The 24,084-nt window shown below is 42.0% G+C and carries 17 protein-coding genes; 2 read left to right on the top strand and 15 right to left on the bottom strand.

Annotated features, from left to right (window positions below; genetic code table 11):
• Positions 1 to 30: 30 nt before the first annotated feature.
• Complete coding sequence (locus tag Q0058_RS01820) at positions 31 to 1,653, bottom strand: OstA-like protein (protein WP_298221025.1); 1,623 nt, start codon at positions 1,651 to 1,653, stop codon at positions 31 to 33.
• A 289-nt stretch (positions 1,654 to 1,942) separates the two neighbouring features.
• On the opposite strand from Q0058_RS01820, the gene Q0058_RS01825 reads away from it, so the two are divergent.
• Positions 1,943 to 3,751: an alpha-amylase family protein gene (locus tag Q0058_RS01825; protein ID WP_298221065.1), complete on the top strand. Its 1,809-nt coding sequence runs from the start codon at positions 1,943 to 1,945 to the stop codon at positions 3,749 to 3,751.
• A gap of 110 nt (positions 3,752 to 3,861) precedes the next feature.
• On the opposite strand, the gene Q0058_RS01830 is transcribed toward Q0058_RS01825, so the two are convergent.
• The 10 genes from Q0058_RS01830 to Q0058_RS01875 all read right to left on the bottom strand — a co-directional run bounded on the left by Q0058_RS01830 (position 3,862) and on the right by Q0058_RS01875 (position 15,703).
• Positions 3,862 to 5,133, bottom strand: a complete 1,272-nt coding sequence (locus Q0058_RS01830; RefSeq protein ID WP_298221026.1) for an adenylosuccinate synthase — start codon at positions 5,131 to 5,133, stop codon at positions 3,862 to 3,864.
• A 151-nt stretch (positions 5,134 to 5,284) separates the two neighbouring features.
• The gene (locus Q0058_RS01835) at positions 5,285 to 5,752 is read right to left on the bottom strand and encodes a transcriptional repressor (protein ID WP_298221027.1); all 468 of its coding nucleotides are present in this window, start codon (positions 5,750 to 5,752) and stop codon (positions 5,285 to 5,287) included.
• 113 nt (positions 5,753 to 5,865) lie between these two features.
• Positions 5,866 to 6,339 carry a YdeI/OmpD-associated family protein gene (locus tag Q0058_RS01840; RefSeq protein WP_298221028.1) on the bottom strand — a complete coding sequence of 158 codons (474 nt, stop codon included), beginning with the start codon at positions 6,337 to 6,339 and terminating at the stop codon, positions 5,866 to 5,868.
• 2 nt (positions 6,340 to 6,341) lie between these two features.
• Complete coding sequence (locus tag Q0058_RS01845; RefSeq protein ID WP_298221029.1) at positions 6,342 to 8,561, bottom strand: RelA/SpoT family protein; 2,220 nt, start codon at positions 8,559 to 8,561, stop codon at positions 6,342 to 6,344.
• Between the two features lie 120 nt (positions 8,562 to 8,681).
• The gene (locus Q0058_RS01850) at positions 8,682 to 10,232 is read right to left on the bottom strand and encodes a serine hydrolase (RefSeq protein WP_298221030.1); all 1,551 of its coding nucleotides are present in this window, start codon (positions 10,230 to 10,232) and stop codon (positions 8,682 to 8,684) included.
• Between the two features lie 6 nt (positions 10,233 to 10,238).
• Positions 10,239 to 11,030 carry an RNA methyltransferase gene (locus tag Q0058_RS01855; RefSeq protein ID WP_298221066.1) on the bottom strand — a complete coding sequence of 264 codons (792 nt, stop codon included), beginning with the start codon at positions 11,028 to 11,030 and terminating at the stop codon, positions 10,239 to 10,241.
• Between the two features lie 85 nt (positions 11,031 to 11,115).
• Positions 11,116 to 14,178 (bottom strand): S8 family serine peptidase, encoded by a 3,063-nt coding sequence (locus Q0058_RS01860; protein WP_298221031.1) that lies wholly within the window; start codon positions 14,176 to 14,178, stop codon positions 11,116 to 11,118.
• A 204-nt stretch (positions 14,179 to 14,382) separates the two neighbouring features.
• Entirely contained in the window at positions 14,383 to 14,640 is a 258-nt protein-coding gene (locus tag Q0058_RS01865) for a hypothetical protein (RefSeq protein WP_298221032.1), read from the bottom strand.
• Positions 14,641 to 14,674: 34 nt separating this feature from the next.
• On the bottom strand, positions 14,675 to 14,983 hold the full coding sequence (locus Q0058_RS01870; protein WP_298221033.1) for a thioredoxin family protein: 309 nt from the start codon (positions 14,981 to 14,983) through the stop codon (positions 14,675 to 14,677).
• An 81-nt stretch (positions 14,984 to 15,064) separates the two neighbouring features.
• A complete protein-coding gene (locus Q0058_RS01875; RefSeq protein ID WP_298221034.1) occupies positions 15,065 to 15,703 on the bottom strand; it encodes a peroxiredoxin in 639 nt (212 codons plus the stop codon).
• Between the two features lie 236 nt (positions 15,704 to 15,939).
• On the opposite strand from Q0058_RS01875, the gene Q0058_RS01880 reads away from it, so the two are divergent.
• A complete protein-coding gene (locus Q0058_RS01880; protein WP_298221035.1) occupies positions 15,940 to 17,865 on the top strand; it encodes an amino acid permease in 1,926 nt (641 codons plus the stop codon).
• 14 nt (positions 17,866 to 17,879) lie between these two features.
• Here Q0058_RS01880 and Q0058_RS01885 read toward each other — a convergent pair whose 3' ends face one another.
• Genes Q0058_RS01885 through Q0058_RS01900 form a run of 4 tightly spaced genes read right to left on the bottom strand, consistent with a single transcriptional unit; the run spans position 17,880 to position 24,049 of the window.
• Positions 17,880 to 19,052 carry a DUF1566 domain-containing protein gene (locus Q0058_RS01885; protein ID WP_298221036.1) on the bottom strand — a complete coding sequence of 391 codons (1,173 nt, stop codon included), beginning with the start codon at positions 19,050 to 19,052 and terminating at the stop codon, positions 17,880 to 17,882.
• Positions 19,052 to 20,665, bottom strand: coding sequence for a T9SS type A sorting domain-containing protein (locus Q0058_RS01890; protein WP_298221037.1), 1,614 nt, complete (start codon positions 20,663 to 20,665; stop codon positions 19,052 to 19,054). Before Q0058_RS01890 ends, Q0058_RS01885 begins: the two co-directional genes overlap by 1 nt.
• 1 nt (position 20,666) lies before the next feature.
• Complete coding sequence (locus Q0058_RS01895) at positions 20,667 to 22,391, bottom strand: T9SS type A sorting domain-containing protein (protein WP_298221038.1); 1,725 nt, start codon at positions 22,389 to 22,391, stop codon at positions 20,667 to 20,669.
• A 5-nt stretch (positions 22,392 to 22,396) separates the two neighbouring features.
• On the bottom strand, positions 22,397 to 24,049 hold the full coding sequence (locus Q0058_RS01900) for a T9SS type A sorting domain-containing protein (RefSeq protein ID WP_298221039.1): 1,653 nt from the start codon (positions 24,047 to 24,049) through the stop codon (positions 22,397 to 22,399).
• Between the last annotated feature and the right edge of the window lie 35 nt (positions 24,050 to 24,084).

Here is a 24,084-nt window from a genome sequence, read left to right on the forward strand (position 1 = left end):
GCAAAGGTTAACGCGAAGTTCGCTAAAGGTTTATTTGGCTGCGGGTTTGTCGGCAGGAATCGGTTCTGTCTTCGGCTTTGGATTGTTCTTATCATAATCCAAAGTTTCCTTTCGGATTTTCATAGGAACGTTTTCCTTAGCCATTTCGGCTTTACTGTCTTTGATAATCTTCTCGTTCATCTCATTTTCCTCGGGCGGAAAGATGTCGTCTTTGGTTTTGATGCGTTCGTCTTCGCGCCAGATGAATCCGCGGAGTTTCCTCGCGTTTTCGGGTAGGTCTTTATCGGGATATATATCGCCGTCTACATTGGTGAAAAACGTCATGCTGTCAATCGTATTGCCATCAAGGGTCATATTGATCCGGCTGCTGACATTCTTATTGATGCCGATGAGTTCGTGGGCATCGTTGCGCAAGAAATAAATCACTTCGGTGTTTTTGATGATGTCGGCTTCATACAATTTATTGTCACGGAATTTGCCGTATAAATTTAGCCCTTTAGCCTGATTAAATCCGGTTCCCAGCGAATCTTTCGAGATGATGAAGGCATTGTTGAGCACTTTGAGCGAATCGAGTTTTTGGGTCTGGTCGTTGCCCACGAGATGCATGACATCGCCGGTCATTTGGTTGTCGAAATTCCACAAAATGGGTTTGCCGATGAGTTGGGTGATATTGGTAATTTGACTTGAATGTATTGAGTCGCATTTGCCACTCATATCAGTTTTGAATATTCTAGCATTGTTATAAGCCCGGATAATTCGTTGGCTTGGTTTTCCGGTTATCATGAGTTTTTTGCCATGAATGTATACCGAATCTTTATCGACCAGATTGATCGCTACGGCCCTTCGCGTGACAAACATCGAATCTTTCTGTTTGTATACTTCGGCGTAATGCCCTTTGATAATGCCTTTGTTGATGGTATCGGTGATCTTGACATTGTTCGTAGCCGACGCAAATTCGTTGTTCCTATTGTAAAACAAACTATCGCCTTCAATAAGCCGGTCTTTGTATTTGATGTAAGATTTCCTTAAAAAGTGGCCGATATTCTTCTTGCTGTCGTAAAATCCGTTTTCGGTGTAAATGAAATTCTCCTTGCTTGTAATCGTTGACGGCCCAAACAAGTATGAATGCCCAGAATTGTTGTAATAATCAAGGTGGTTCGATTTCACCACATATTTAGGATTGGTAATGGTTACGGCAGTCAGGAACTGGAACTTTTTTTCATTGGCATAATACCGCCCGGATTTACTTTTCAGGACATTGTCTTTATTGGTAATGGTTCCGTTGGTATTGTAATAAGCTTGTTGCGAAACGCGGTCAAAGTTCAGCGTATCGGTTACCAGGTTCATTTCCGGAGATCGCATCACTACATTTCCCGTGGCATACGCTTGCTTTTTATTGCCATTGTATTCGGCATATTTGCTGTTCATGAAAAGCGTATCGCCTTGGATCATCCTTACATCACCAAAGGCTTTAACGTAATTTTCAGTTTGAAAATAATAGGCTTTATTGCAATACATCCTGACACCATCGTGATTGATGCTGACATTGCCCTGCAACAGCAAAGCATCGGGAATTTCGGTTTGGTTGACATCCAAAAAATCAGAATGTTCGATAATGATTTTCTTCGGACTTTGCGCCAGAAGCGTTTCCATTCCAATAAAAAGAAAGGCGATAAGAATAAGAAAACGGGTGCTTTTCAATGCTGTAATTTTTTTTATTTCATAACAATTCGACCTACGGTCTCGAGTGCCAAATTTATGAAAAACCCCACTACGAAAACCGTTATTAAGAATTATTTATTAGTTGATTGGAAGTGATGTCCAAATTTTTATATTTGTAAGCGGTCACATTTAAAACAGCCAACCCATGAAAAAAATCATTTTTCTCGCACTGATAGCCTTGACATTAGCTGCGAATGCCCAAACCAAAAAGAAAAAGCCCATGACTACTAAAAAACCACCACCAGTTATAGAAAAGAAAGTCGAAAGGAAAGAAGTGGTATACCAGGTATTTACGCGACTGTTTGGCAATACCAATACCACCAACAAGCCTTGGGGAACGATTGAAGAAAACGGCGTGGGGAAATTCAATGATTTTACAGACAAAGCTTTAAAAGCGATTAAAGATTTGGGCGTTACTTATATATGGTATACAGGCGTTCCACATCATGCTACTGTAACGGACTATACAAAGTACGGCATTTCGAATGACGATCCGGATATTGTTAAAGGAAGGGCAGGTTCTCCTTATGCCGTAAAAGATTACTATAATGTCGATCCTGATTTAGCTGTGAATCCAGCCAATCGCCTCAAGGAATTTGAAGCTCTGATTGCGCGTACTCATAAAAACGGTATGAAAGTAATCATCGATATTGTTCCGAATCATATTGCGAGAAAATATGAGGGAAAGTCAAATCCTCCTGGCGTTCGTGATTTCGGAGCTGATGATAAAACGAATGTGGAATATGATAGAAACAATAATTTTTATTACATCCCGAATGAGAGTTTCCAAGTGCCCACTTCCGATACGTATAAGCCTTTGAATGGAGAACAAAATCCTCTGATTGATGGAAATTTTTATGAGAAACCTGCAAAATGGACCGGAAATGGTTCGCGTCAGGCAAAACCGGATATTAATGATTGGTATGAAACCGTAAAAGTCAATTATGGTATCAAGCCAGATGGAAGCAAAGATTTTCCAACATTGCCCGAAGGTTTTGATCAGAAATCGTTTCAGGAACATTATGCTTTCTGGAAAGGCAAAGACGTGCCAAATTCCTGGAAAAAATTCCGCGATATCGCTTTATACTGGACGGCCAAAGGCATCGATGGTTTCCGTTATGATATGGCGGAAATGGTGCCTTACGAGTTTTGGAGCTATATGAATTCAGCCATTAAAATGAAAAACCCGTCTGCCTTTTTATTGGCGGAAGTCTACAATCCGAACGAATATCGAAACTACATTCGATTAGGGAAAATGGATTATTTGTATGACAAAGTCGATTTATACGACCATCTGAAACAAGTGATTTACGGAAAAGCTTTGCCGGATCCGATTTCAGGAATTCAGGAGCGTTATTCGGATATCGAGCACCATATGTTCCATTTTCTTGACAATCACGACGAACAACGTCTGGCAAGTAGCGCATTTGCTGGCACACCCGAGAAAGGAAAACCGTTGATGGTGGTTTCAACCACGCTCAGTACGTCGCCAACAATGGTTTATTTCGGACAGGAACTCGGTGAAGCCGGAAATGAAGACGCCGGTTTTGGCAAACCAACCCGTACTTCAATCTTCGATTATATCGGTGTTCCGACCATTCAGCGTTGGGCCAATGATGGAATGTATGATGGCGGGAAGCTGACCGATTCCGAAAAGGATTTAAGGGATTTCTACAAAAGATTGTTGAATTTTTCTATCAATAGTTCCGCGTTGATGGGGAAATACCAACAAATCCAAAGCATTAACCGAGAAAGCACTACAGGATATGATGAAGGCATTTATTCCTTCGTGCGTTGGTCTGATTCACAAAAGCTGATTATTGTATCGAATTTCTCTTGGGTCACTACAAGCAATTTCGAATTGAAGATTCCGGAAAACATCATCAAAGAATGGCATTTAAAAGATGGTACTTATCCGATCAAAGACCAATTGTATAACAAAACCACAGCGGAACTAAAAGTAGTCAACGGAACCGGAACGGTAAACATTACGATCACACCTTCAGAATCCTTTATTTTCAGTCTGTAAATAAAACGCTCGAAATATAAAAAGCCGTACAATTTGTACGGCTTTTTTGTTATTTGTTTTCGGAATAAAAATCCGTGACATTCGCGTCATTCCGTTTCACCCGCGTGCCATTATCGCAAAATCGTCTGCGTTCTATCAGGCCCTACAGAAACGATTTTGATCGGCACTTCAAGTGCTGTTTCTATAAATTCGATGTAGGATTTGAGTTCGTTTGGCAATTCTAAATAACTGCTCATTCCAGTCAAATCCGCTTTCCATCCTTTGAATTCCTGATACACCGGCGTGACGTTTTCTGGTTCGATGTTATAAGGTAAGTGGTCTATTTTTTCGCCTTTATATTCGTAAGCGGTGGCTACTTTTAAAGTCTCAAAACCAGATAATACATCGCCTTTCATCATCATCAGCTGTGTGACACCATTAATTTGTACGGCATATTTTAAAGCCACAAGATCAAGCCAGCCGCAGCGTCTTTTTCTTCCGGTGACCGAACCGAATTCGTTGCCGACTTTAGCCATGATGTCACCGGCTTCTTCAAAATCTTCGGTAGGAAATGGGCCGCTGCCGACGCGTGTCGTATAAGCCTTGAAAATTCCGTAGACTTCCTTGATTTTATTGGGTGCGATTCCCAAACCGGTACAAGCTCCAGCCGCCGTAGTATTGGATGAAGTCACAAATGGATAAGTTCCGAAATCTACGTCTAGCAACGAACCTTGGGCGCCTTCACACAAAATTGATTTTCCGGCTTTTTGGGCTTGGTGTAGATATTCTTCCGAATCGATGAATGTGAGTTTTTTCAGATCTTCAATCGCATCGAAAAATTCGTTTTCGAGTTCCGCTAAATTGTATTGGATGTTGACATCGTAAAACTGAATCATCGCCTCATGTTTGTCTGCCAAACTGCGGTAGCGCTCCTTGAAATCTTCAAGCTCGATATCGCCGACACGCAAACCGTTTCTTCCGGTTTTGTCCATATAAGTCGGGCCAATTCCTTTTAAAGTGGAACCAATTTTAGCTTTCCCTTTTGAGGCTTCCGAAGCCGCGTCGAGTAGGCGGTGTGTGGGTAAAATCAGATGCGCTTTGCGCGAAATGATCAGTTTGTTTTTGATGTCTAGGTTGAATTTCGCCAAGCCGTCGAGTTCGCTTTTGAAAACCACCGGATCGATGACGACACCGTTTCCGATGATGTTGATGGAGTTCTTGTGGAAAATACCTGATGGAATCGTACGCAGGACGTGTTTGATTCCGTCGAATTCTAGCGTGTGTCCGGCGTTTGGCCCGCCCTGAAAACGCGCTATGATATCATATTTTGAGGTGAGTACGTCGACAATTTTTCCTTTGCCTTCGTCGCCCCATTGCAATCCTAGTAATAAATCTACGGCCATTTTGTGTAGTTAGTGGTGAGTAATTAGTGGTGAGTTGTTGTGTGTCTTGTGTGCGTTAGGGATTAAGGCTTTGTCTGAGCTCTTTTTGCGTCGTTGTTCGGCGTAAAAAAGCGAGTGCCGAAAGCCCGGACCGCAGGTAACGCCCATATTTTTATGATTGTTCCTCAGTTTTTTTCCTGTTTCCGTAGAAATACAGCGAATGGTTGTGTATTTCAATCCCGAAAATCTCCTCAATCGTCTGCTTAATAGTTTGAATTCGGGGATCGCAGAACTCGATGACTTCGCCCGTATCGGTCATGATGATGTGGTCGTGCTGCTTGTCGAAATACGATTTCTCGTAATGCGCCTGGTTTTGCCCGAATTGGTGTTTGCGTACTAAAGCGCAGTCGAGCAGCAATTCGATGGTGTTGTAAAGCGTCGCACGGCTTACGCGGTAGTTTTTGTTTTTCATTTTGATGTAGAGGTTTTCAATATCAAAATGTTCTTCGCTGTCATAAATTTCCTGAAGTATAGCAAAGCGTTCCGGCGTTTTTCGATGGCCTTTGTTTTCAAGATACATTGTAAAAACATTCTTTACAATTTCCTGATTCTTACTGTTATCGGTAGCAATTAATGTCATGCCACAAAGGTAGTTTTTTTAGTGGAAAGTCAAAACAGTATTGGAGAAAGTGCGCCAAAGTTTTGCAGAAGTAATTAACAGTTTTGAAGTTGCTGAGTAGCTGAGAGCCTGAGTTACTGAGAAGCGAGTTCGTGTTCTAGTTTTTCTAGTGTTTGGGCGATGCGCGTGATTTTTTCGTCTTCGGTTTTGGCGGCGAAAATCCAATCGGTGATTTCCTTTTTCTTAGGTTCGGGATATTGCTCGAAATGTTTGTGGATTTTGGGTTCTTCGCGCAGGCAAATTAAGAAATCTTCAGGAATCACCATTTGCGGTTCGTCTAGCCAGAGCGTGAGTTTTACGGTGTCGCCTTCTTTTTTGTTGATGGCTTTGCGGATTTCAGCTTTGACGGCGAGGAACGTGCCTTTCTTCATCGCCCAGATGCTGAAATTTTTGAGTTCGTAAGCGTCGATGAATCCGCGAACGCGAACCGTAGTGCTGCCTTTTTTCTTAGGAAGATGCGGCATCACAGGCATGGTGATGAAAGTCCAGCCACCTTTCACATCGGGTTTTTGCAATAAGCATACGTCATCAAAAATCGGCGGTTCCATGGTTAGTTCTTGTTGACGCGCGTGACTTTATCGATGCCATCGATTTTTTTGATGTTGTCGATGAGTTTCTTCAGGATGATGTTGTTCTGCACGATGACTGTAACCTGTCCGTTGAAAATTCCGGCGTCGCCACTTAGCGAAATGCTCTGGATGTTGACGTGCATGTTGTTCGAGATGACTTTCGTGAGTTCGTTGGTGAGTCCTAAAGTATCCATTCCGGTGATGTGTAAAATAGCTTTGAATTCCTGTTGCGTCGAGTCGATCCATTTTGCAAGAATGATTCTGTAAGCGTAATTTGATTGCAAACTAATCGCGTTAGGGCAATCTTTTTTATGCACTTTAATGCCTTCGTTGATCGTCACGAAACCGAACACTTCATCGCCCGGAATCGGGTTGCAGCAAGTCGATAATTTATAATCGAGACGGTCCTGATCGGCGCCAAAAACAAGCATGTCGTAATTGCTGCTGATGACCGGTTTGTGAATATCTTCATCAGCGGTATTGGGCGAACGTTTGATTTTGTTCTTGAAGAAATTGATCAGCGTATTGCTTTTTTGCGCCGCGAAATCTTTAAGTTGTTGGTTTTCTATCGAGCCAATCCCGACGCGGTAAAACAAATCGAGGCTGGTTTTGAGTTTGAAGAAATTGACGAGTTCATTAATAACCTGCTCGTTAATCGTAATTTTGAGCTGTTTGAGTTTGCGCGTGAGCAATTCCTTGCCTTCTTCGGCAATCTTTTTCGTGTCTTCGTTGAGGACATTCTTAATCTTATTCTTTGCTCTGGAAGTCGTCACATAATCAAGCCAGTGCGAAGTCGGTTTTTGGTTTTGCGAGGTGATGATTTCTACCTGATCGCCGCTTTTGAGTTCGGTATTGAGCGGAACGAGTTTCCCATTGACACGCGTTCCTCTTGTTTTTACGCCAATTTCTGAGTGAATGCTGAACGCAAAATCCAGCGAAGTCGCGCCTTTTGGCAATGATTTGATTTCTCCTTTTGGGGTAAAGACGAAAATTTCCTTGGCGTACAGATTCATTTTGAAATCCTCGACAAAATCTACGGCGTTGGTTTCTGCATTCTCTAAAGCTTCTTTGAGTAAATTGAGCCAAACATCCAAACCGCTTTCTTCCGTCGCGCCTTGTTTGTATTTGTAATGCGCGGCGTAGCCTTTTTCAGCAATCTCATCCATGCGCTCGCTTCGTACCTGAATTTCTACCCAACGGCCTTTCGGGCCCATCACGGTAATGTGCAACGCTTCGTAACCCGTAGATTTAGGTGAAGAGATCCAATCGCGCAAACGGCTCGGGCTTGGGCGATAATGGTCAGTTACTATAGAGTATATTTTCCAGGCGATGAATTTCTCATCATGCGGATTCGATTTGTATACGATGCGCAAAGCGAACTTATCGTACACTTCATCAAAACTGACGTTCTGCGCTTTCATTTTACGGCGGATCGAATAGATGGATTTCGGACGGCCTTTGATCACATAATCGACGCTTTCTTCATCGAGCGATTTTTTCAGCACTTCAGAGATGTCATTGATGTATGCGTCCTGCTGTTCTTTAGTTTCCTTGATTTTACTGACGATGTCATTATAAACGGCGGGTTCGGTATATTTCAAACCCAAATCTTCAAGCTTGCTTTTGATGTTGTACAAGCCCAAACGGTGGGCGAGCGGCGCATAAATGTATAAAGTTTCGGAAGCGATCTTTACCTGTTTGTGCTCAGGCATCGAATCCATGGTTTGCATGTTGTGTAATCGGTCAGCGAGTTTGATGAGGATTACGCGCACATCATCGTTCAAAGTCAACAGCATTTTACGGAAATTCTCCGCCTGCATTGACACGTTGAGATCTTTTTGAACTTGGGAGATTTTGGTCAGACCTTCAACCAGTTGCGCCACTTTGGGATTGAACATTTTTTCAATGTCGGCCACCGTGACGTCAGTGTCTTCGACGACATCGTGCATCAAAGCCGCAGCAATCCCCGTCGCGCCCAAACCGATTTCAGAAGCCACTATTTTCGCGACTGCAATCGGATGGAAAATATAAGCCTCACCCGATTTCCGGCGTTGGTCTTGATGGGCGTCAACGGCCACATCAAAAGCCTTTCGGATCAGTTTCTTGTCCTCGGCGCTTAACGTTTGGTAACTGATGCGTAGCAATTCCTTATATTCCTTCGCAATCGCCTTGTTTTCTTTTTCAATATCAATCTCAACCATAGTTTGTAAAGTTCCGTTTAACTTCGTCAGTTCGGCTTAGGCGCCTCGTGTCTAAAATAAAAATAACTAGCTAAATGTACAATATAAATTGAGAATTAAAAACTGATAAACCGCCAAGAATTATTTTGTGCCTTCGGGAAGCTTCACAAAATCGAGATCCTGGAAATCATAACTGAAATCTGTCAAGGGCGAAATCGGTTTCATTTTGATGTTCGTATTGTCTTCCGAAAAAAACAGGAATGCATCGGCTAGGAAACTGCGGTTGTTCCATTTGACTGCAAAAGTATTGTCTTTATAAAAGAACATTTCTCCTGTGAGTTGCGGCGAGCGGTTCGAGTGGAAGTATAGCTTGCCTTTTTTTTCCGAAAGCACAATGTCACCAAGCCAGTTGTCTTTATAAGTACCGGCGTATTTTTTCAAGTCCCGGTATATTTTGAGTTTTTTATTTTGCTCCACAGTAGTCCAGACTTCATCAGAAATCTTATCGGCATTGTCTTCTTTTTCCTTGCGCTGTTGGCTGTAAAGTGCCAAATAATCTTCGGATTTGATGCCGAGATAACTATCTTTAATGGTATTGGTAATCGCATTAAAAGCCGCGCCATTTTGCTGGTTCGTGAGTACGATAATGCCTAAATTGAGTTCGGGAAGCATAGTCACTTGCGTTACAATTCCGTCGAGACCGCCGGTATGAGAGACCTGAAAACTGCCTTTTACTTCGGTAAGTTGCCAACCCAAACCATAAGATTTGAAGTTCGAAAAATAAGGAGGAGAAGGTTTATTAGGCATGATAGTTTGCGCTGTCCACATTTCGGTATGTTGCTTTTCGGAAAAGATTTGAGCAGTTTTGTCAGTTCCGTATTTGCCTTTCTGCAGTTGCATGATGACCCATTTGCTTAAATCATTCACACTGGAATAAATTCCTGCAGCCGGATCGAAAACATTGTTCTTATAACGCGCAATTGCTTTGAGTTTTCCGTCGGTTGGCACATGTGGCATAATCACATTGGAAGTGTCTTTCAATCGCAAAAATGAAGCGGCACTGTGATTCATTTCCAAAGGCTTCATGATGCGGTTTTCAATAAAATCACACCAAGTCAAACCGCTCGCACGATGAATGACTTCACCCGCTACGATGTAAAGTAAATTGTCATAATCGTATTTGGTTCTGAAAGCCGAAACCGGTTTTAAGTATTGTAGATTGTTGATGATATCTTGTGTAGTAAAATTATTTCCGTCGGGCCATATCATCAAATCTCCCGCGCCTAGACCGAGCCCGCTGCGATGCGTTAATAAATCTCTGATGGTGAATTCTTTGGTCACGTAGTCATTATACATCTTAAACTCCGGAATGTATTGTATGACTTTATCATCCCATTTCAATTTTCCCTCGTCGACCAAAATCGCCAAGGCGGCAGTGGTGAATGCCTTGCTGTTCGAAGCGATTCCAAATAAAGTGTTTTCATCCACCGGGGCATTGCTCAAAATTGATTTTACACCATAACCTTTCGCATGGATGATTTTTCCATCCTTGACAATGGCCACGGCAATTCCGGGAACTTCAAAAGTCTTTAAAGTGCGTCCGACGAGCTCATCAATTTGAGCAGGTGAAATTTGCGCCATTACAGCGCCACTGAATGCAAGAATCAGGCTTAGAAATACAATTTTCTTCATAAGAGATCAATTAAAATTACGTTGTCTTTTGGCTTCAAAAATAAGAATGGCAGCAGCTACTGAAACATTCATCGAATCGATGGCGCCTTGCATCGGAATGATGATGTTCTGTGTCGCATGATCGCGCCATTCCTGGGTTAATCCTGTCGCTTCGGTTCCTACGACAAGGGCTGTTGGGGTAGTATAATCTTGCTTATGATAAGGGGTGGAATTTTGTAAAGTGGCACAGTAAAAATTGATTTTTTTGTCTTTCAAAAAAGCAATGATTTCCGTGGTGGTTCCGGTGGCAATCTGATTCGTGAAAAGTCCGCCTACGCTCGAGCGAACGATATTTGGATTGTATAAGTCGCTTTTGGGATTGGCGATAATCACAGCATCAAGTTTTGCGGCATCCGCGGTTCTTAATAAAGCGCCGATATTGCCCGGTTTTTCGGGCGCTTCCGCAATGAGAATTAAAGGTTTATCGGACAACTTCAAATTGGACAATTGCATCGGTTTTGTTTTTGCAATCGCAATGATGCCTTCTGTTGTGTCGCGATAAGCGAGTTTCTGATAGACTTCTTTATTGATTTCGATGAGCTCCGTTTCTGAACCTGATAATGCTTTTAGTTGTTTTTCTGAAATCAATTCCGGCAAAAATAGGATGGTGTTGAGTTCATAACCACCAGAAACAGCGAGTTCGATTTCTCGAAATCCTTCTATCAGAAACGTGCCGGTTTGCTTGCGGGCTTTGGCTTTTTCCTGCAAAAGCACTAAGGATTTGATGAAAGGATTCTGTATGGAAGTGATGGTTTTCAAAATAACAGCGTCAGATTTAGTATTGGATCTCATAAAAAAACATTGCCCTATAGTATAAAACAAGGCAATGTCTTATGAAGTGGTATTAATTCTTTTTCAGCATTTTCACAGTTGAAAACGTAGAGGCTGTTTCGATTTTAAACAAGTACTGTCCGTCACTAAGCATTGAAATATCCATTGCCGAATGGTTAGTATCCGGTTTTTCAGTGCGTATCCATTGCCCCAACATCGTATAAATTGAAACCGATTTGATTGCCTCGGGGCTGTTAAAATGGATCACTGATTTTGCAGGATTTGGATAATATTGAAGGGTGTTTTTAACAGCATCTGCTACACTCAATTGCGCACAGTTTACCGTTGCGTTCCAACCTGAAGCGGTATTTAGGCCATCAGAATAGAAAAGGAATGTAAGCGTTCCCGTAGGATCCGTAGAGGTTATGGTTCCCGGGTTATTGGTGCCTGTAAATCCGTATTCTTCCACAATGAATGGGTAGGTTGTATTAGGTCCGTTAAAAATTGTCAGTCGATCAACTTGATCTTCCAAATCAAACGAGGTGAAGGTAACCGAGGCTTTTTCGCCCGCGTTCATTGGCGTGATGGTTATTGTTCTATTTTCATTGTTCGAATAGTTGCCATTGGTGCCTCCCGAATCAAAGAAAACCCCATCAACACAATGGTTGATTAATGTGGCAAATTCGGTGCTTGAAGAGGCTGAAAAACTATTGTTGCTGCAGCTGGCCCTTACATAAACATCATAATTACTATAAGAATTCAGATTGTTAAACGTATAGGAATTGGTCGTCACGGTTTGGTAAGTTCCGCTAGGCGGGTTTCCTTGAGGTACGATCAAAACTTCAAAAGTGGAAGATCCGTTGGGGTTTGTCCATGTAGCTAACGCACTATTAGTAGTAATATTCGATACTGTAATCACAGTACTATTGCTGCAAAGCGTAGTGAATTGATATGTTGAAGAATAATTAGAGGCACTACACACATTATTCGATTTTACCCTCCAGAAATAATTCGTTCCGTAATCTAAAGCGTTCATATCAATCTGATTGGTACTGCTTGTGAAGGTTTGAAGATTGGTTGTAAATGAATCATCTTTTGCGATTTCAATCGTGTAATTTGCCACATTTGGACCAATATTTTCCCATGTTAATGTAGGATTGGTATAATCGATAGTGGCGTTATTGACTGGCGTATTCAATGCAGGTCCGTCAGTCAGACCACTTTGAACAACCAGATTTAATGAAAGCGCTGCATTGTATGAGCCAGAAGCGGCATTTAAGGTCAATGGATAAGTACCCGTCGGCGTGGCGCCCAAACCAGTAATGGTAACAGAACCAGTTCCGTCTGCGGTCATCGTATTTGGTGCGAAAACAGCCGTTGTTCCTGAAGGAAGTCCGGCAATGTTGAAAGTAGCCGTTTCAGAAAAGGCCGCAGGCGTTTTCAATTGGTAGGTAAAGGTGGTTTCGTCAGTTCCCAAACAATTCCTGTTCAAGACACTACTGTCGGTTGATAAAAGCATCGGTTTGGCCGCTACACCACTAATGATCAGCGAGTAATTTTGTAAAGCATGCAATAGTGTGCCTTTGTGGCTTACCGTTACGGTATAGGTTCCTGATGGGTTCAGCACTTCGATTTTTTCAACGTTGTCAACGATGTTATCACCTTGTGTTGCCGCTGCGTCAACTTCCGCAGGATTTAGTTTCCATGGAAAAAACGTCTGATTGTTTTTCGTAATCCTGATGTCCAGATCGTTGACTAAATTCGGTGTAGCCAAATCAACTACAGAACCTGATATAATTTGCCCTGCAGGATCGGTCCAGCAAATCGTAGCAACAATAGGTTGGCTTGGACTCAAAGGCTGTATATCAAAAGAATATGTTTTGCCTTGGAGTAAAGTATTTTCCTGAATGTAGGATTGTGTCCCTTCATTGGTAATCAAGTTAGCTGCTTTTTCAGCATTCAGCAAACCCCATCCAAACTGATAATCAGGTCCCGAATCTGTGCCGGCTTCGTCAGCAGTATGGATTGCTAATCCGCGTAAAGTTGCCGCCTTCATAAAACCACCTTTGACATTTTTATGATGCTGTTGCAAAAGCAATAGGGTTCCGGCCACATTCGGTGATGCCATAGAAGTTCCGTTATAACTGCTATAGGAATTGTCGGAGTTGGAGGTAGAGGATCTTACATTGACCCCTTTGCCGCAAATATCTGGCTTGATACGGCCGTCATCGGTCGGTCCCCAGCTGCTGAAGCTTGACATCACAACACTTGAGGCAGAAGTATAATTGGTAACCTGTCTTACAGCAGCCACAATAATAGCGTTCTTTGAAACACTTTTCCCTGCTAACAAATCATACCCATTTTTACTATCATTGTACCCGCCGTTTCTGGAATTACCGGCAGAATTGACAAATTGATAATAAGGTGCATTAAACATGACATTGTCGAAAGCTTTGGCATCACTGTCATACCGCCCCCATTTTGTCAATGACACGGTGTCGGGATCATAACCATAGGAATGGTTTGATACCAACAATCCATTGGCGGCTGCGTTTGCCACTTCTGAAACATCGCCGTCCCAGTCATAGGCCTTTAAGTTCGCTTGGGAAGCCATTCCTTTGGCCGAAGCACTGGCCGTTGCGTTGCCCATCATGGTTCCGGAAACGTGGGTCGCATGCGCCGATAATACACTCGCATTATCTACCTGTGTGACGCGCCCTGTGAGCAGGTTGTGTGTGTCTCTTACTTTACCACCATCCCAGATACCGATGGTCATGTTCTGTCCGTCAAGGCTTAAGCCCAGACTTCCTCCGGAATTGAGCCTGTTGGCTCTTGTGGTCAGTGCGGCTCCGACATTGTCAGTGGTGAAATAAATAGGGTTGTTGTTTTCATCCAGACGGATCAATTCTTTGAGACCACCATTGACCGTCGTGAATTTTGTTTTCCAGTTTTTGGTCGCGGCCATATTCCATGCGGCGGCTTTCTGGGCTTTGAAAATAGAATCGTAGATAGGAACAAGACGATTGAGTTCCGTAACATTGGTAGCAGCGATGATCTTCAATCGGTCTGCCTCGGTTTGAGCGAATGTAATGGATGTAAAGAAAATAAATACCAATAGGGATTTAGTAAGCTTCATTATAGTTTTGGTTAAATTTTCGGCTAAATTAATTCAAAATACGATAAGTTTCACCATATCAATTGTTTTAGATATTTAAAAAATGTTAAAATTTTAAAGTATTGGATTATGAAAAGGGAATTTTATTGAGATTGTTCATTTTGGGATAAAAAAAATCCCGCAGCATTCAGTTTTCCGCGGGATTTGCATCATTTTGTTTTTAAACTACTTGTCAATCGAACCTAAAACCCTTTTCATAAAAGCGTTTAAAGCGTCCTTCTTATCCATGCCTTCCTTGGTCATTTTGTGCACTTCGAGCGCGCCATACATATTCGAAATCAATTCACCGATGACATCGAGTTCTTCATCTTTGAGTGAGGACACTTCGGTCAGGGCTTCCAAAACTTCGATGGTTTCGATCAGATAATCCTGATCGTTGTCGTCAATGAATTGGGTCAGTTGTTTGATGATGGGTAGTTTCATTTTAAGTTTTTTGGTTTTAAGCCTTCCGACCTGTTTATTTAACTTCTTCGACCAATTCCGTCAAAACTTCCGCTTTGTTCGTCTGCGTCTCATTGACGAGTTTGCCATTCACGAAAGTGGCGAAAGTCGGCAAATTGGAAACATTCGCAAGCTTTCTGGATTCCGGGGAATTTTCTGCATCAACCAAAACAAAAGTCAGGTTTTCGTTTTCCGAGGCGAGTTTCTTAAACTTCGGTTTCATGATTCGGCAGTTGCCACACCACGAAGCGGAAAACTGTACGATCACTTTGTCGTGGCTATCGACGATATTCTGTAAGCTGTCTTCGTTTAATTCGATCAACATATCTTTTTGATTTTGAGATTTTAAGACTGTAAGATTTTAAGATTTTTGCGTCTTAAAGTCTTACAGTCTCATGATCTATATTTAGTTTGCGCTTAAATATTCCGCAGTACTTTTTCTGTCTGCTGACATCGCTTCTTTTCCTTCTTCCCAGTTCGCAGGACAAACTTCGCCTTTGGTCTGAACGTGGGTGTAAGCATCGATCAAACGGATGTATTCGTGTACGTTTCTTCCCAATGGCATGTCGTTGACACTTTCGTGGAAGATTTTACCGGTTTCATCAATCAGGTAAGTCGCGCGGTAAGTCACGTTGGAACCTTCGATCATCACAGAATCCGTTTCTTCGCTGTAGCTTGTAGATTCGATATCCAAAATCCCTAAGATGTTTGATAAGTTTCTGTTGGTATCAGCAAGGATCGGGTAAGTAACGCCTTCGATACCGCCGTTGTTTTTTGGCGTGTTCAACCATGCGAAGTGCACTTCATTCGTATCGCAGGAAGCGCCGATGACGATGGTGTTTCTTTTTTCAAAATCAGCCAAGGCTGCCTGGAAAGCGTGTAGTTCTGTCGGACAAACAAAAGTGAAATCTTTCGGATACCAGAACAATAGTACTTTTTTCTTTTTGTTGACGGCTTCCTCAAAAATATTGATCTTCAAATTGTCGCCCATTTCTGAAATCGCATCAACAGCAATGTTTGGGAATTTTTTTCCTACTAATGACATAATATGTGGTTTTTTAGTTATTAAAATTTACTTTGCAAAAATAGGCAGAAATGAACTAAGGTTGGGTGATATTTGTCATTCTATTTCGCTATTTTATGATAGCCTCTGCTTATTGGATGTTCTGTTTTTCCTTACAGTTATTGATGCGCTGACTTTTATAAATGGGTTTTCTTCCCATTATTTCGATTCCTTTTATATATTTGTTTTGCACTTAACAAAACCTTAGTTCAAAACATATGGCATTTATTGATTTATTCCGAAAAAAAACCGTCCAGGATATTTTAAAACAAGTCGAAAAGAATGAAGCCGACGGCCACAACGCTTTAGGCAAACACCTAACCACAAGAGATTTAACGGCGTTCGGAATCGCAGCCATTGTCGGAGCCGGAATTTTCAGCACCATCGGAAAAGCCAGTGCTGACGGCGGTCCGGCAGTAATCTTCTTATTTTTGTTTACGGCTTTGGCCTGTGGTTTTGCTGCGTTTGCTTATGCAGAATTCGCCTCGATGGTTCCTGTTTCTGGAAGCGCTTATACTTATTCTTACGTAGCGTTTGGAGAAATCATCGCCTGGATTATCGGTTGGGCGTTAATCATGGAATATGCCATCGGAAACATCACGGTGGCCATTTCGTGGAGCGACTATTTTACAGGATTAATAGACAGCATGGGTGTTCACCTGCCGCAATACGTACAGATGGATTATCTCACAGCTTCGAACGGATTTAAAGATGCCACGGCTTTAATGCAAGGCGGAAAAACATTCGAGAACCTGAGTGCCGGTTTGCAAAGTGCTTACACCGCCTGGACGACAGCGCCGACGATTGGCTCGTTTCATCTGGTGGCTGATTTACCTGCTTTATTCATCATTATTTTGATCACTGCTTTGGTGTATCGCGGCATGAAAGAATCACGCAACGCCAGCAATCTGATGGTGGTCGTGAAATTGTGTATTATCCTTTTAGTAATTGCTGTCGGCGTGTTTTATGTGGATACCGCGAATTGGCATCCGTTTGCGCCGAATGGAGTAGGTGGTGTTTTGAAAGGCGTGTCCGCAGTATTCTTTGCCTACATTGGTTTCGATGCGATTTCAACAACCGCTGAGGAATGTAAAAATCCACAACGCGATTTGCCTCGAGGCATGATGTGGGCGATCATCATCTGCACGATTTTGTATATCGTAATCGCTTTGGTTTTGACGGGAATGGTCAATTATGCTGACTTGAATGTCGGCGATCCGTTAGCATTTGTGTTCGATAAATTGAATCTGAAATGGATGTCAGGCATCATCGCAGTCAGCGCTGTAGTTGCGATGGCGAGTGTATTGCTCGTGTTTCAAATGGGGCAACCCAGAATCTGGATGAGCATGAGCCGCGACGGTTTGTTGCCGAAGCGTTTTTCTAAAGTGCATCCTGTTTATAAAACGCCATCTTATGCGACGATTGTCACAGGTTTTGTGGTTGCCATTCCAGCTTTGTTTCTCAACCTAACGATGGTTACTGACTTGTGTAGCATCGGGACTTTGTTTGCGTTCGTTTTGGTTTGCGCCGGCGTTTTGGTGTTGCAGAACAAGCCGAACATTCCACGTGGGAAATTCAAAACGCCTTACATCAATTCAAAATATATCGTTCCGGTTTTGCTGCTTGCCGGGTTGACGTTTGCTTTTACATATAATAAACAAGCGACGATGGCTTTCATGACCAATGAAAAACAAGTCAATTCTCCGGAAGATATCGTGACTTCTTTAGATCAAAGTCAGACGAAAATCGTATATGAATTTTTGGTTTTTAAAAATGAAAACGACGCTGTGAATAGCGATTTAGAAGCATTATTAAGCAAATACAATACAGATGATGCGACATATAAAAATGTCGTCGATTCTTTGCCGATTGATGAAAGTCTGAAATACCAAAGTGGTTTCAATTTGTTCAAGCACAAAATCCCGATGTGGATATTTCTGATTGTTTTATTGGGATTGACCGTTTGGGCTTTCCGTCAGAATTTGTCTTTAATTCCTTTACTTGGGCTTGTTTCGTGCCTTTATATGATGGCGGAATTAAGCGTCTGGAACTGGATTTACTTCACTTGCTGGCTGCTCATAGGATTGGTGATTTACTTTGGGTTTAGCAGGAAAAATAGCAAGCTCAATAGGAGTGAAGTGTAATCGAATCCTTTGATTTATTCCTTAATTAATTTGATTACAGTCGATTTTAAGTTGGCTGATTTTAAAAAGTAAATTCCTTTTGCAAGATTGGTAAAATCGTGATTTTCTATGTTTGTGCCTTTGTAAATGATGGCACCGGAGTTATCTAATAAGATATAGTTTTCGTTATAGTTTTCGTTTTCAAAATGTATAAAATTTGAAAAAGGATTAGGATAAACCTTATTGTCCTCAGGTTTTATGGGCAAATTAACTGCTAAAGGCACCGGGTTACCTTTCACACAAATCACATAATTGGTATTCGATTTCACATCATAAGTGGTAATTCCGAATTGCGTATTCCAATACCAGGCTTTTGTAGTTTGATTGGGAAGTGACGTGGAACTCCAGTAATTATGCACTCCAATCGCCGGAAAAAAAACAGTGTTTGTTGACGGATTGGTCCTGCTTTCATCATTGAGCGACTGCAATTCTTTGATGTTAGGCAAACGCCAATCAGAAGCATTAGCCAACGAAAGATTATCAGCATAAACCAGGGCGTTTTCCCAAGTTTGCGCCGTTGAATTTGGAGTTTTTTGCCATATCAATTGGGTCAGGTTGTCAGTAATGGTTCCGTCTCCGTTATCCGTAAAATGATTTGGAATTGTAGTAGGATTAACGCGATTCCTCACCGCACGGACGTGAAACTTTTTAATGCCACCCGCACTTATGGTTTCTGACTTCGGATGATTGCCAATTCCGCCTCCGGCATTCGTACACCAAACTTTGTTGTTGTCTCCGGCTTGATAGGTATTGGTCCACCAATATTCTGCGGCGCTCGGTGTAAAGAAAGCAGTATTCATCGCAGGGTTATTGTTTTGATGGTTTAGGATACTAAAGCTTTCTATCGGACTAGGTAATCTCCAATCAGAAAACCCACCGAGAATCAGATTCTCAGAATAATTGGTAGCATTTTCAATCGTCATTTCCCCACCGTCAGCTTGTTGCCATTGGAGTCCGGTGATGTTGTCGGTAATGGTTCCGTCTGCGTTATTGGTGTAGGAAGGCGCATTGATATTATAATCATTATCTTCCCCAAAAGTACTCGTGTAACTTGAAGTTTGTCCAGTATCCGGAAGTACATTAATGGTTTTCGTAACGCTTTGTGCGAACGAAAAGGTAGTTGCTAATAAGAGCAGTTTTTTTATCATTATTTCACTACTATTTTCTTAGTCACAAAAGAATTCAGCAACTGTATTTTTACCAAATAAGTTCCCGTCGATAATTTTTTAATATCTAAATTGGGTGTGAATTTTGCCGTTTTAAAAACCAATTTCCCTTTTAAATCAAAAATCATAATATCCTGAACTTCTTTTTCTAAAGCGTCATTTCCTAAATCGATATGCAAAATATCTGTGGCAGGATTTGGGTAAAACGTCATGTTTTTCTCGATGGAAATAAAACTTGCCGCTGACAAATTCGGAACAGTGCATTGCGAAAATCCATTATAGTTGGTGGTGGTTGTTCCGGTAGGTGTGATGTAATTAAAAGTATAGGCCGTTCCATTCCAACTGAAATTGGTGGCATAGCCCAGCGTTCCGTTCAGTGAATAAGAAAGATTGTAACCATTGTTAGTCGCATTGGCGACACATGAAGTAATTAAGGCACCACTCAAAGGCGTCCAGTTTTCATTTCTGACCGGATGCGCCGTGGCTTGCGGAATCAATTGATGTGTGGCATCTTCAGTAACCTGCCCCATGAAATTGCCAATCATATACGGTGCGGTTGCTGTGCCGTGATAATGATAAATGCCATTAACACCATAATGACCGTTGTTGGCATCAAGCGTGGTCATCGGACTTCCATCGGGTTCCACATTGCCATAGACCGCAAAACCATCAAAACTATAAGCACAAGGTAAATTGGTTGTGGTTTGTCCGGAACTGTACAAATGCAAAGGCGCGATGTGGTAATGGTAATCGTCACCCCGGCCACAATGCCCACCAAAATTGTCGAGCTGACCGTCAAGATACGAATCCACACCAGTATTCGTGTGATAATTAAATATAGGAACACCATTGGCTGCAATACCAATCGCACCGCGCGTAAAGTGAATATTATCCACCGGAATTGGCGTTGTCGCAATCACCGGATTCAAAGGAATGCTCCAATGATTGTTGCCAATATAGCATTGCGGAATCGGCACTTGCTGTTGCCAGCCGTGGTTCGATATCCCGACCATCATTGTGTGATTCGGAACGCCTTTGCTTTCGACATAAAAATAATCGTTATCCCAGGATGTGGCCACATTCGGAATGAAAGGCGTAAATGCCGCATTGATATCTTCTGGATTTGTAGTCGTCAGCATTTTCTTTGTGAAGCCATACAAGCTCATCAATAGGCCAACCGACAAAACAGGAACTAAATATTTTCTCTGGCGAATTGTAGTCATTTTAAGCAGGCAATAACCCAATAGTAATAAAAGCAACAGCATCGCTCCGTATTCCATAAAAATCCAGCCAGAATTCGCATGTTGATGTTCATGAGTTGTCGCATTTGAATTCAATGCTTCAATGCTTTTTTCTCTCTCCAAAGCATATTGCTGATCGGCTCTGGATAATGAATTTAGAGGAAAACCGGCAACATGCTCATGGGCATCTTCAATATAGACTTTTCCGTCTTTGTACATCGAAAAAGAACCGTCGATATGTTTGTTTTCTTTTGGTAGGAACCAATGCCGCAATTCGTGATGGTCATGATCTATGCTATGAGCAAAAACAGAGAGCTTCAATAAGCAGATGAAAGCGAGGATGATTTTTTTCATTTTAGTGTCTTTTTAAGATGAGTTTGCCTGAATGACCTTTTCCGTTGTCTTTAATGATTTTATAAATATACACGCCATCGGACGCATCGGAACCGCTGTTATCCGTTCCGTCCCAAATCACTTGAAATTTTCCGTTATTTAAATAATTGCCGTGAACAATATCTTTGACCAACTGCCCATTTTGATTGAATATGGAAATGGAAATGTTTTCCGAATTTTGTACTTCAAATTCGATGGCTGTTTCTTTAGAAAAAGGATTGGGATAGACGATTTCATCGGCATAATTGGCATTCCAAATCATCGTCGGGTTGTTTGTCCCGAGCGTATAGCAATTGTTCGTTCCTATAAAATAACTCGCAGAAACATCTTTATTGTGACGCGTGGCGTTTTCACTTGCTGGTAAATAGGCGCGTACATATTCTACCAAAACGCCATCCGGATTTACGGTAACCCTGATGTGTCCTGAATTGGGCAATATCTGACCTTCAAGATATCCGTAATCAGTAGCATAAGTAACGCCATTGAAATTTGGGTGACTGGGTTGCGGTGTTTCCTGATAGATCAGGCAATCCTTTTCCTGTTTGCCAAAAAAATGGTCGTGACCGTGAAAGAAGATGTTCACATGATTTTGCGTCAATAAATCTTTGATAGGCATATCCCAACCGGGTCTGTTGGTTGTAAATCCGTAAGTTCCATCGGAATTATTGCCGCCCCATTCGTACAAATCGGCAAATTCAACACCGCCACGTCCGTCCGGATCACCGCCGATGATCTGATGCGAAAAAACAAACTTGAATGTTGCCGTACTGGTAGCTAAAGTATTTTTGAGCCAGTTGTATTGTGCTTGACCTAACGTCCAGCGCCAACCTGTTGTGGCCGTTGGTTTTGGATTGGTGTACCAATAAGGGTCTAAAACGATATATAAAGCATCGCCCCATTGCCAGGAATAGTAATTTTCCCTTAATCCCACAAAGGCGTGAACGGTCGTGTCTCCGGTATAAAAATCACCATCAGGAGCAGGATTCAAAAAATATTTCTGCCGCTCCTGCGTATCCCAAACGGCAATGTTGTTGGCCGTGCCGTTTAGGTTCCAACCGGCTTCACCTTCGTGATTCCCTAATGCGATAAACAACGGAACAGAATGGCACAAACGCTCGTAATTGGAACGCAATAATCGACAGCGATAAGGAATCGTATCGTGAGGAACTGTATTGGTAGTGAGGTTTTTTAATTTATCGGTCATTAAAAAATCACCTAAATCAATCATAAAATCGGGATGCTCTTCCAACTGATTTTGCAGGCAAAGCTGGTATAACGGAATATTGCTTTGCTCATCCATATGCGGGTCTGCCTGAACGACGTACTTATAGCTGCTTCCTATGACTCTTTGTGTTTGAAATGTGTATTCCGGTCGTGTTATGAATGTCGTTGCATTAGGCAAACGGTATAACATGCGGTAAAAATATTTTGTATTGGGGGAAAGCCCTGTTAAAACAATTTCTGCAGGATTACCAGCGATTACATTGGTCCAGTCTGTTTGGTTGGAATAATTGCCTGATGAGGTTCCGTATTGAATGGCTACGTCTACATCCGCATCAAAAAAAGCTTGTATCGTAATGCTTGAATCCGTTGGTCTTCCCAACAGTTCCGTTTGCGTGATGTTTTGCGATTGCAGGTATTGTATCCCCAAAAACATTACTGCCAATATTGTAATCTTTCTCTTCATCATCATTAGTGTTTGATTACAATTTTTTTGGTTTGGCTCACCTTGCCATCGATTTGTAAAAAATACACACCATTAGGAAGGGTTGTCGTATTGAATTCATTGGTGGTAAATTCGCTTATGGTTTGTCCGATGATATTCACTAAAGCATAATGATGATTCGTAGATTTATCGGAGAATTCAATGTTTAACCGCTCGTCAGCTGGGTTTGGGTATACGGAAATTGCCATTGTTTTCGTTGGATTTGTATGGGTGCCGAGCGCGCAATTTCCAACGGAATAAGTATATCCAATTTCACCGTTGGTGTGTCCGGCCGAACCGTTTGTTCCCGGAATGTAGGCTTTTACATAATCTACAGTGACACAATCAGGCGTTACATTGACCCTAATATGTCCGGTTCCATCTAACGTTACATCAGTATAGGCAGCAGCATTGGCTGTATAACCAATCTGATAGGTGATATCGCTGGGCATCGGCACTTCCTGATAGACTACACCATTCAATTGTTCTTTGGCAAAAAGATGGTCATGGCCTTGGAAAAAGATATCGACACCAGTATCTTCAAAAACTTTTTGAATCGGTTTTCCCCAACCCGGGCGATTGGCATCGAATTGATAATTGTTTCCTGCGCCTTGATAACCGCCCCATTCAAATTGCGTTGCGGTTTCAATCCCGCCTCTGCCTTGACCACGCGTATGATGGGCGAATACAAACTTATGTGTGGCGGTACTATTCTCCAGTACACTGCGCATCCATTGGTATTGGGTGTAGCCTAAAGTCCAGTTCCAATTCAGTGGTTTGTCTGAAAGCGTGGTAAAGCTTGAAGTCCGATACACATCGAGAACTACAAATAAAGCGTCGCCCCAAGTCCAGGCGTAATAATTTTCAGGACTATTGATACCATAAGGTTCCACCGTTGTATTTCCGCTATAGAAACTATTCGGAAAAGGATTGGGATAGTAAAATTTCCGCCATTGTGTTCCCCAGACACAGATGTTATTGGGTGGCGTTTGGGCGTAGTAGAAATCGTTTTCCCCTTCATGATTGCCGAGCGATACATAAAAAGGAATCGAATGACAAATTTGCCCTAAATATTGGCGGTAATCTTTGTGAAGCAAATCCATATCGGCACTGGTGGTGGTTTCGGGAGTGTGATCGTCGCCAAAAATGTCACCCAACGACAGCATGAAATCGGGATGGTCTGCGGCTTGGTTGGCTAAAGTAACCTGATACATCGTTCGGTCGCCTTTTACATCGTACAAATGTTCATCTGCTTCCACGGTAAATGTAAAAGCATTGCCCGAAGTTCTTTGGGTTTGGAAAGTATATTCCGGAGTTGTTGTATAGCTTGTAGCACCAATCAGTTTGTACTGCATCCGGTAATAATATTTTGTATTGGATGTGAGATTGGTCAACTCAATTTCATCCGGGATATCAGCGACATTCGTATACATTGCCGAAGTCGTGTTGAAGTTGCCACTTTGCGTCCCGTATTCCAGGAAGTATTCCATATTCTGGTCAAACAAGATGCTTGCGGTGATGGCGGAATCGGTTGGTCTTCCTAGTATGATCGATTTCTGCTGAGCAGTAACTGACTGCGTTTTGATCAAGATTAATAGGAGCAAACCTGCTTTTGATATAATTTTAAAGGTATTTCTCATAAAAATATGGGTTGAGATTAGTATGGTTAATGTAA

Source organism: Flavobacterium sp. (assembly GCF_027484705.1).
Taxonomy (GTDB): Bacteria; Bacteroidota; Bacteroidia; order Flavobacteriales; family Flavobacteriaceae; genus Flavobacterium.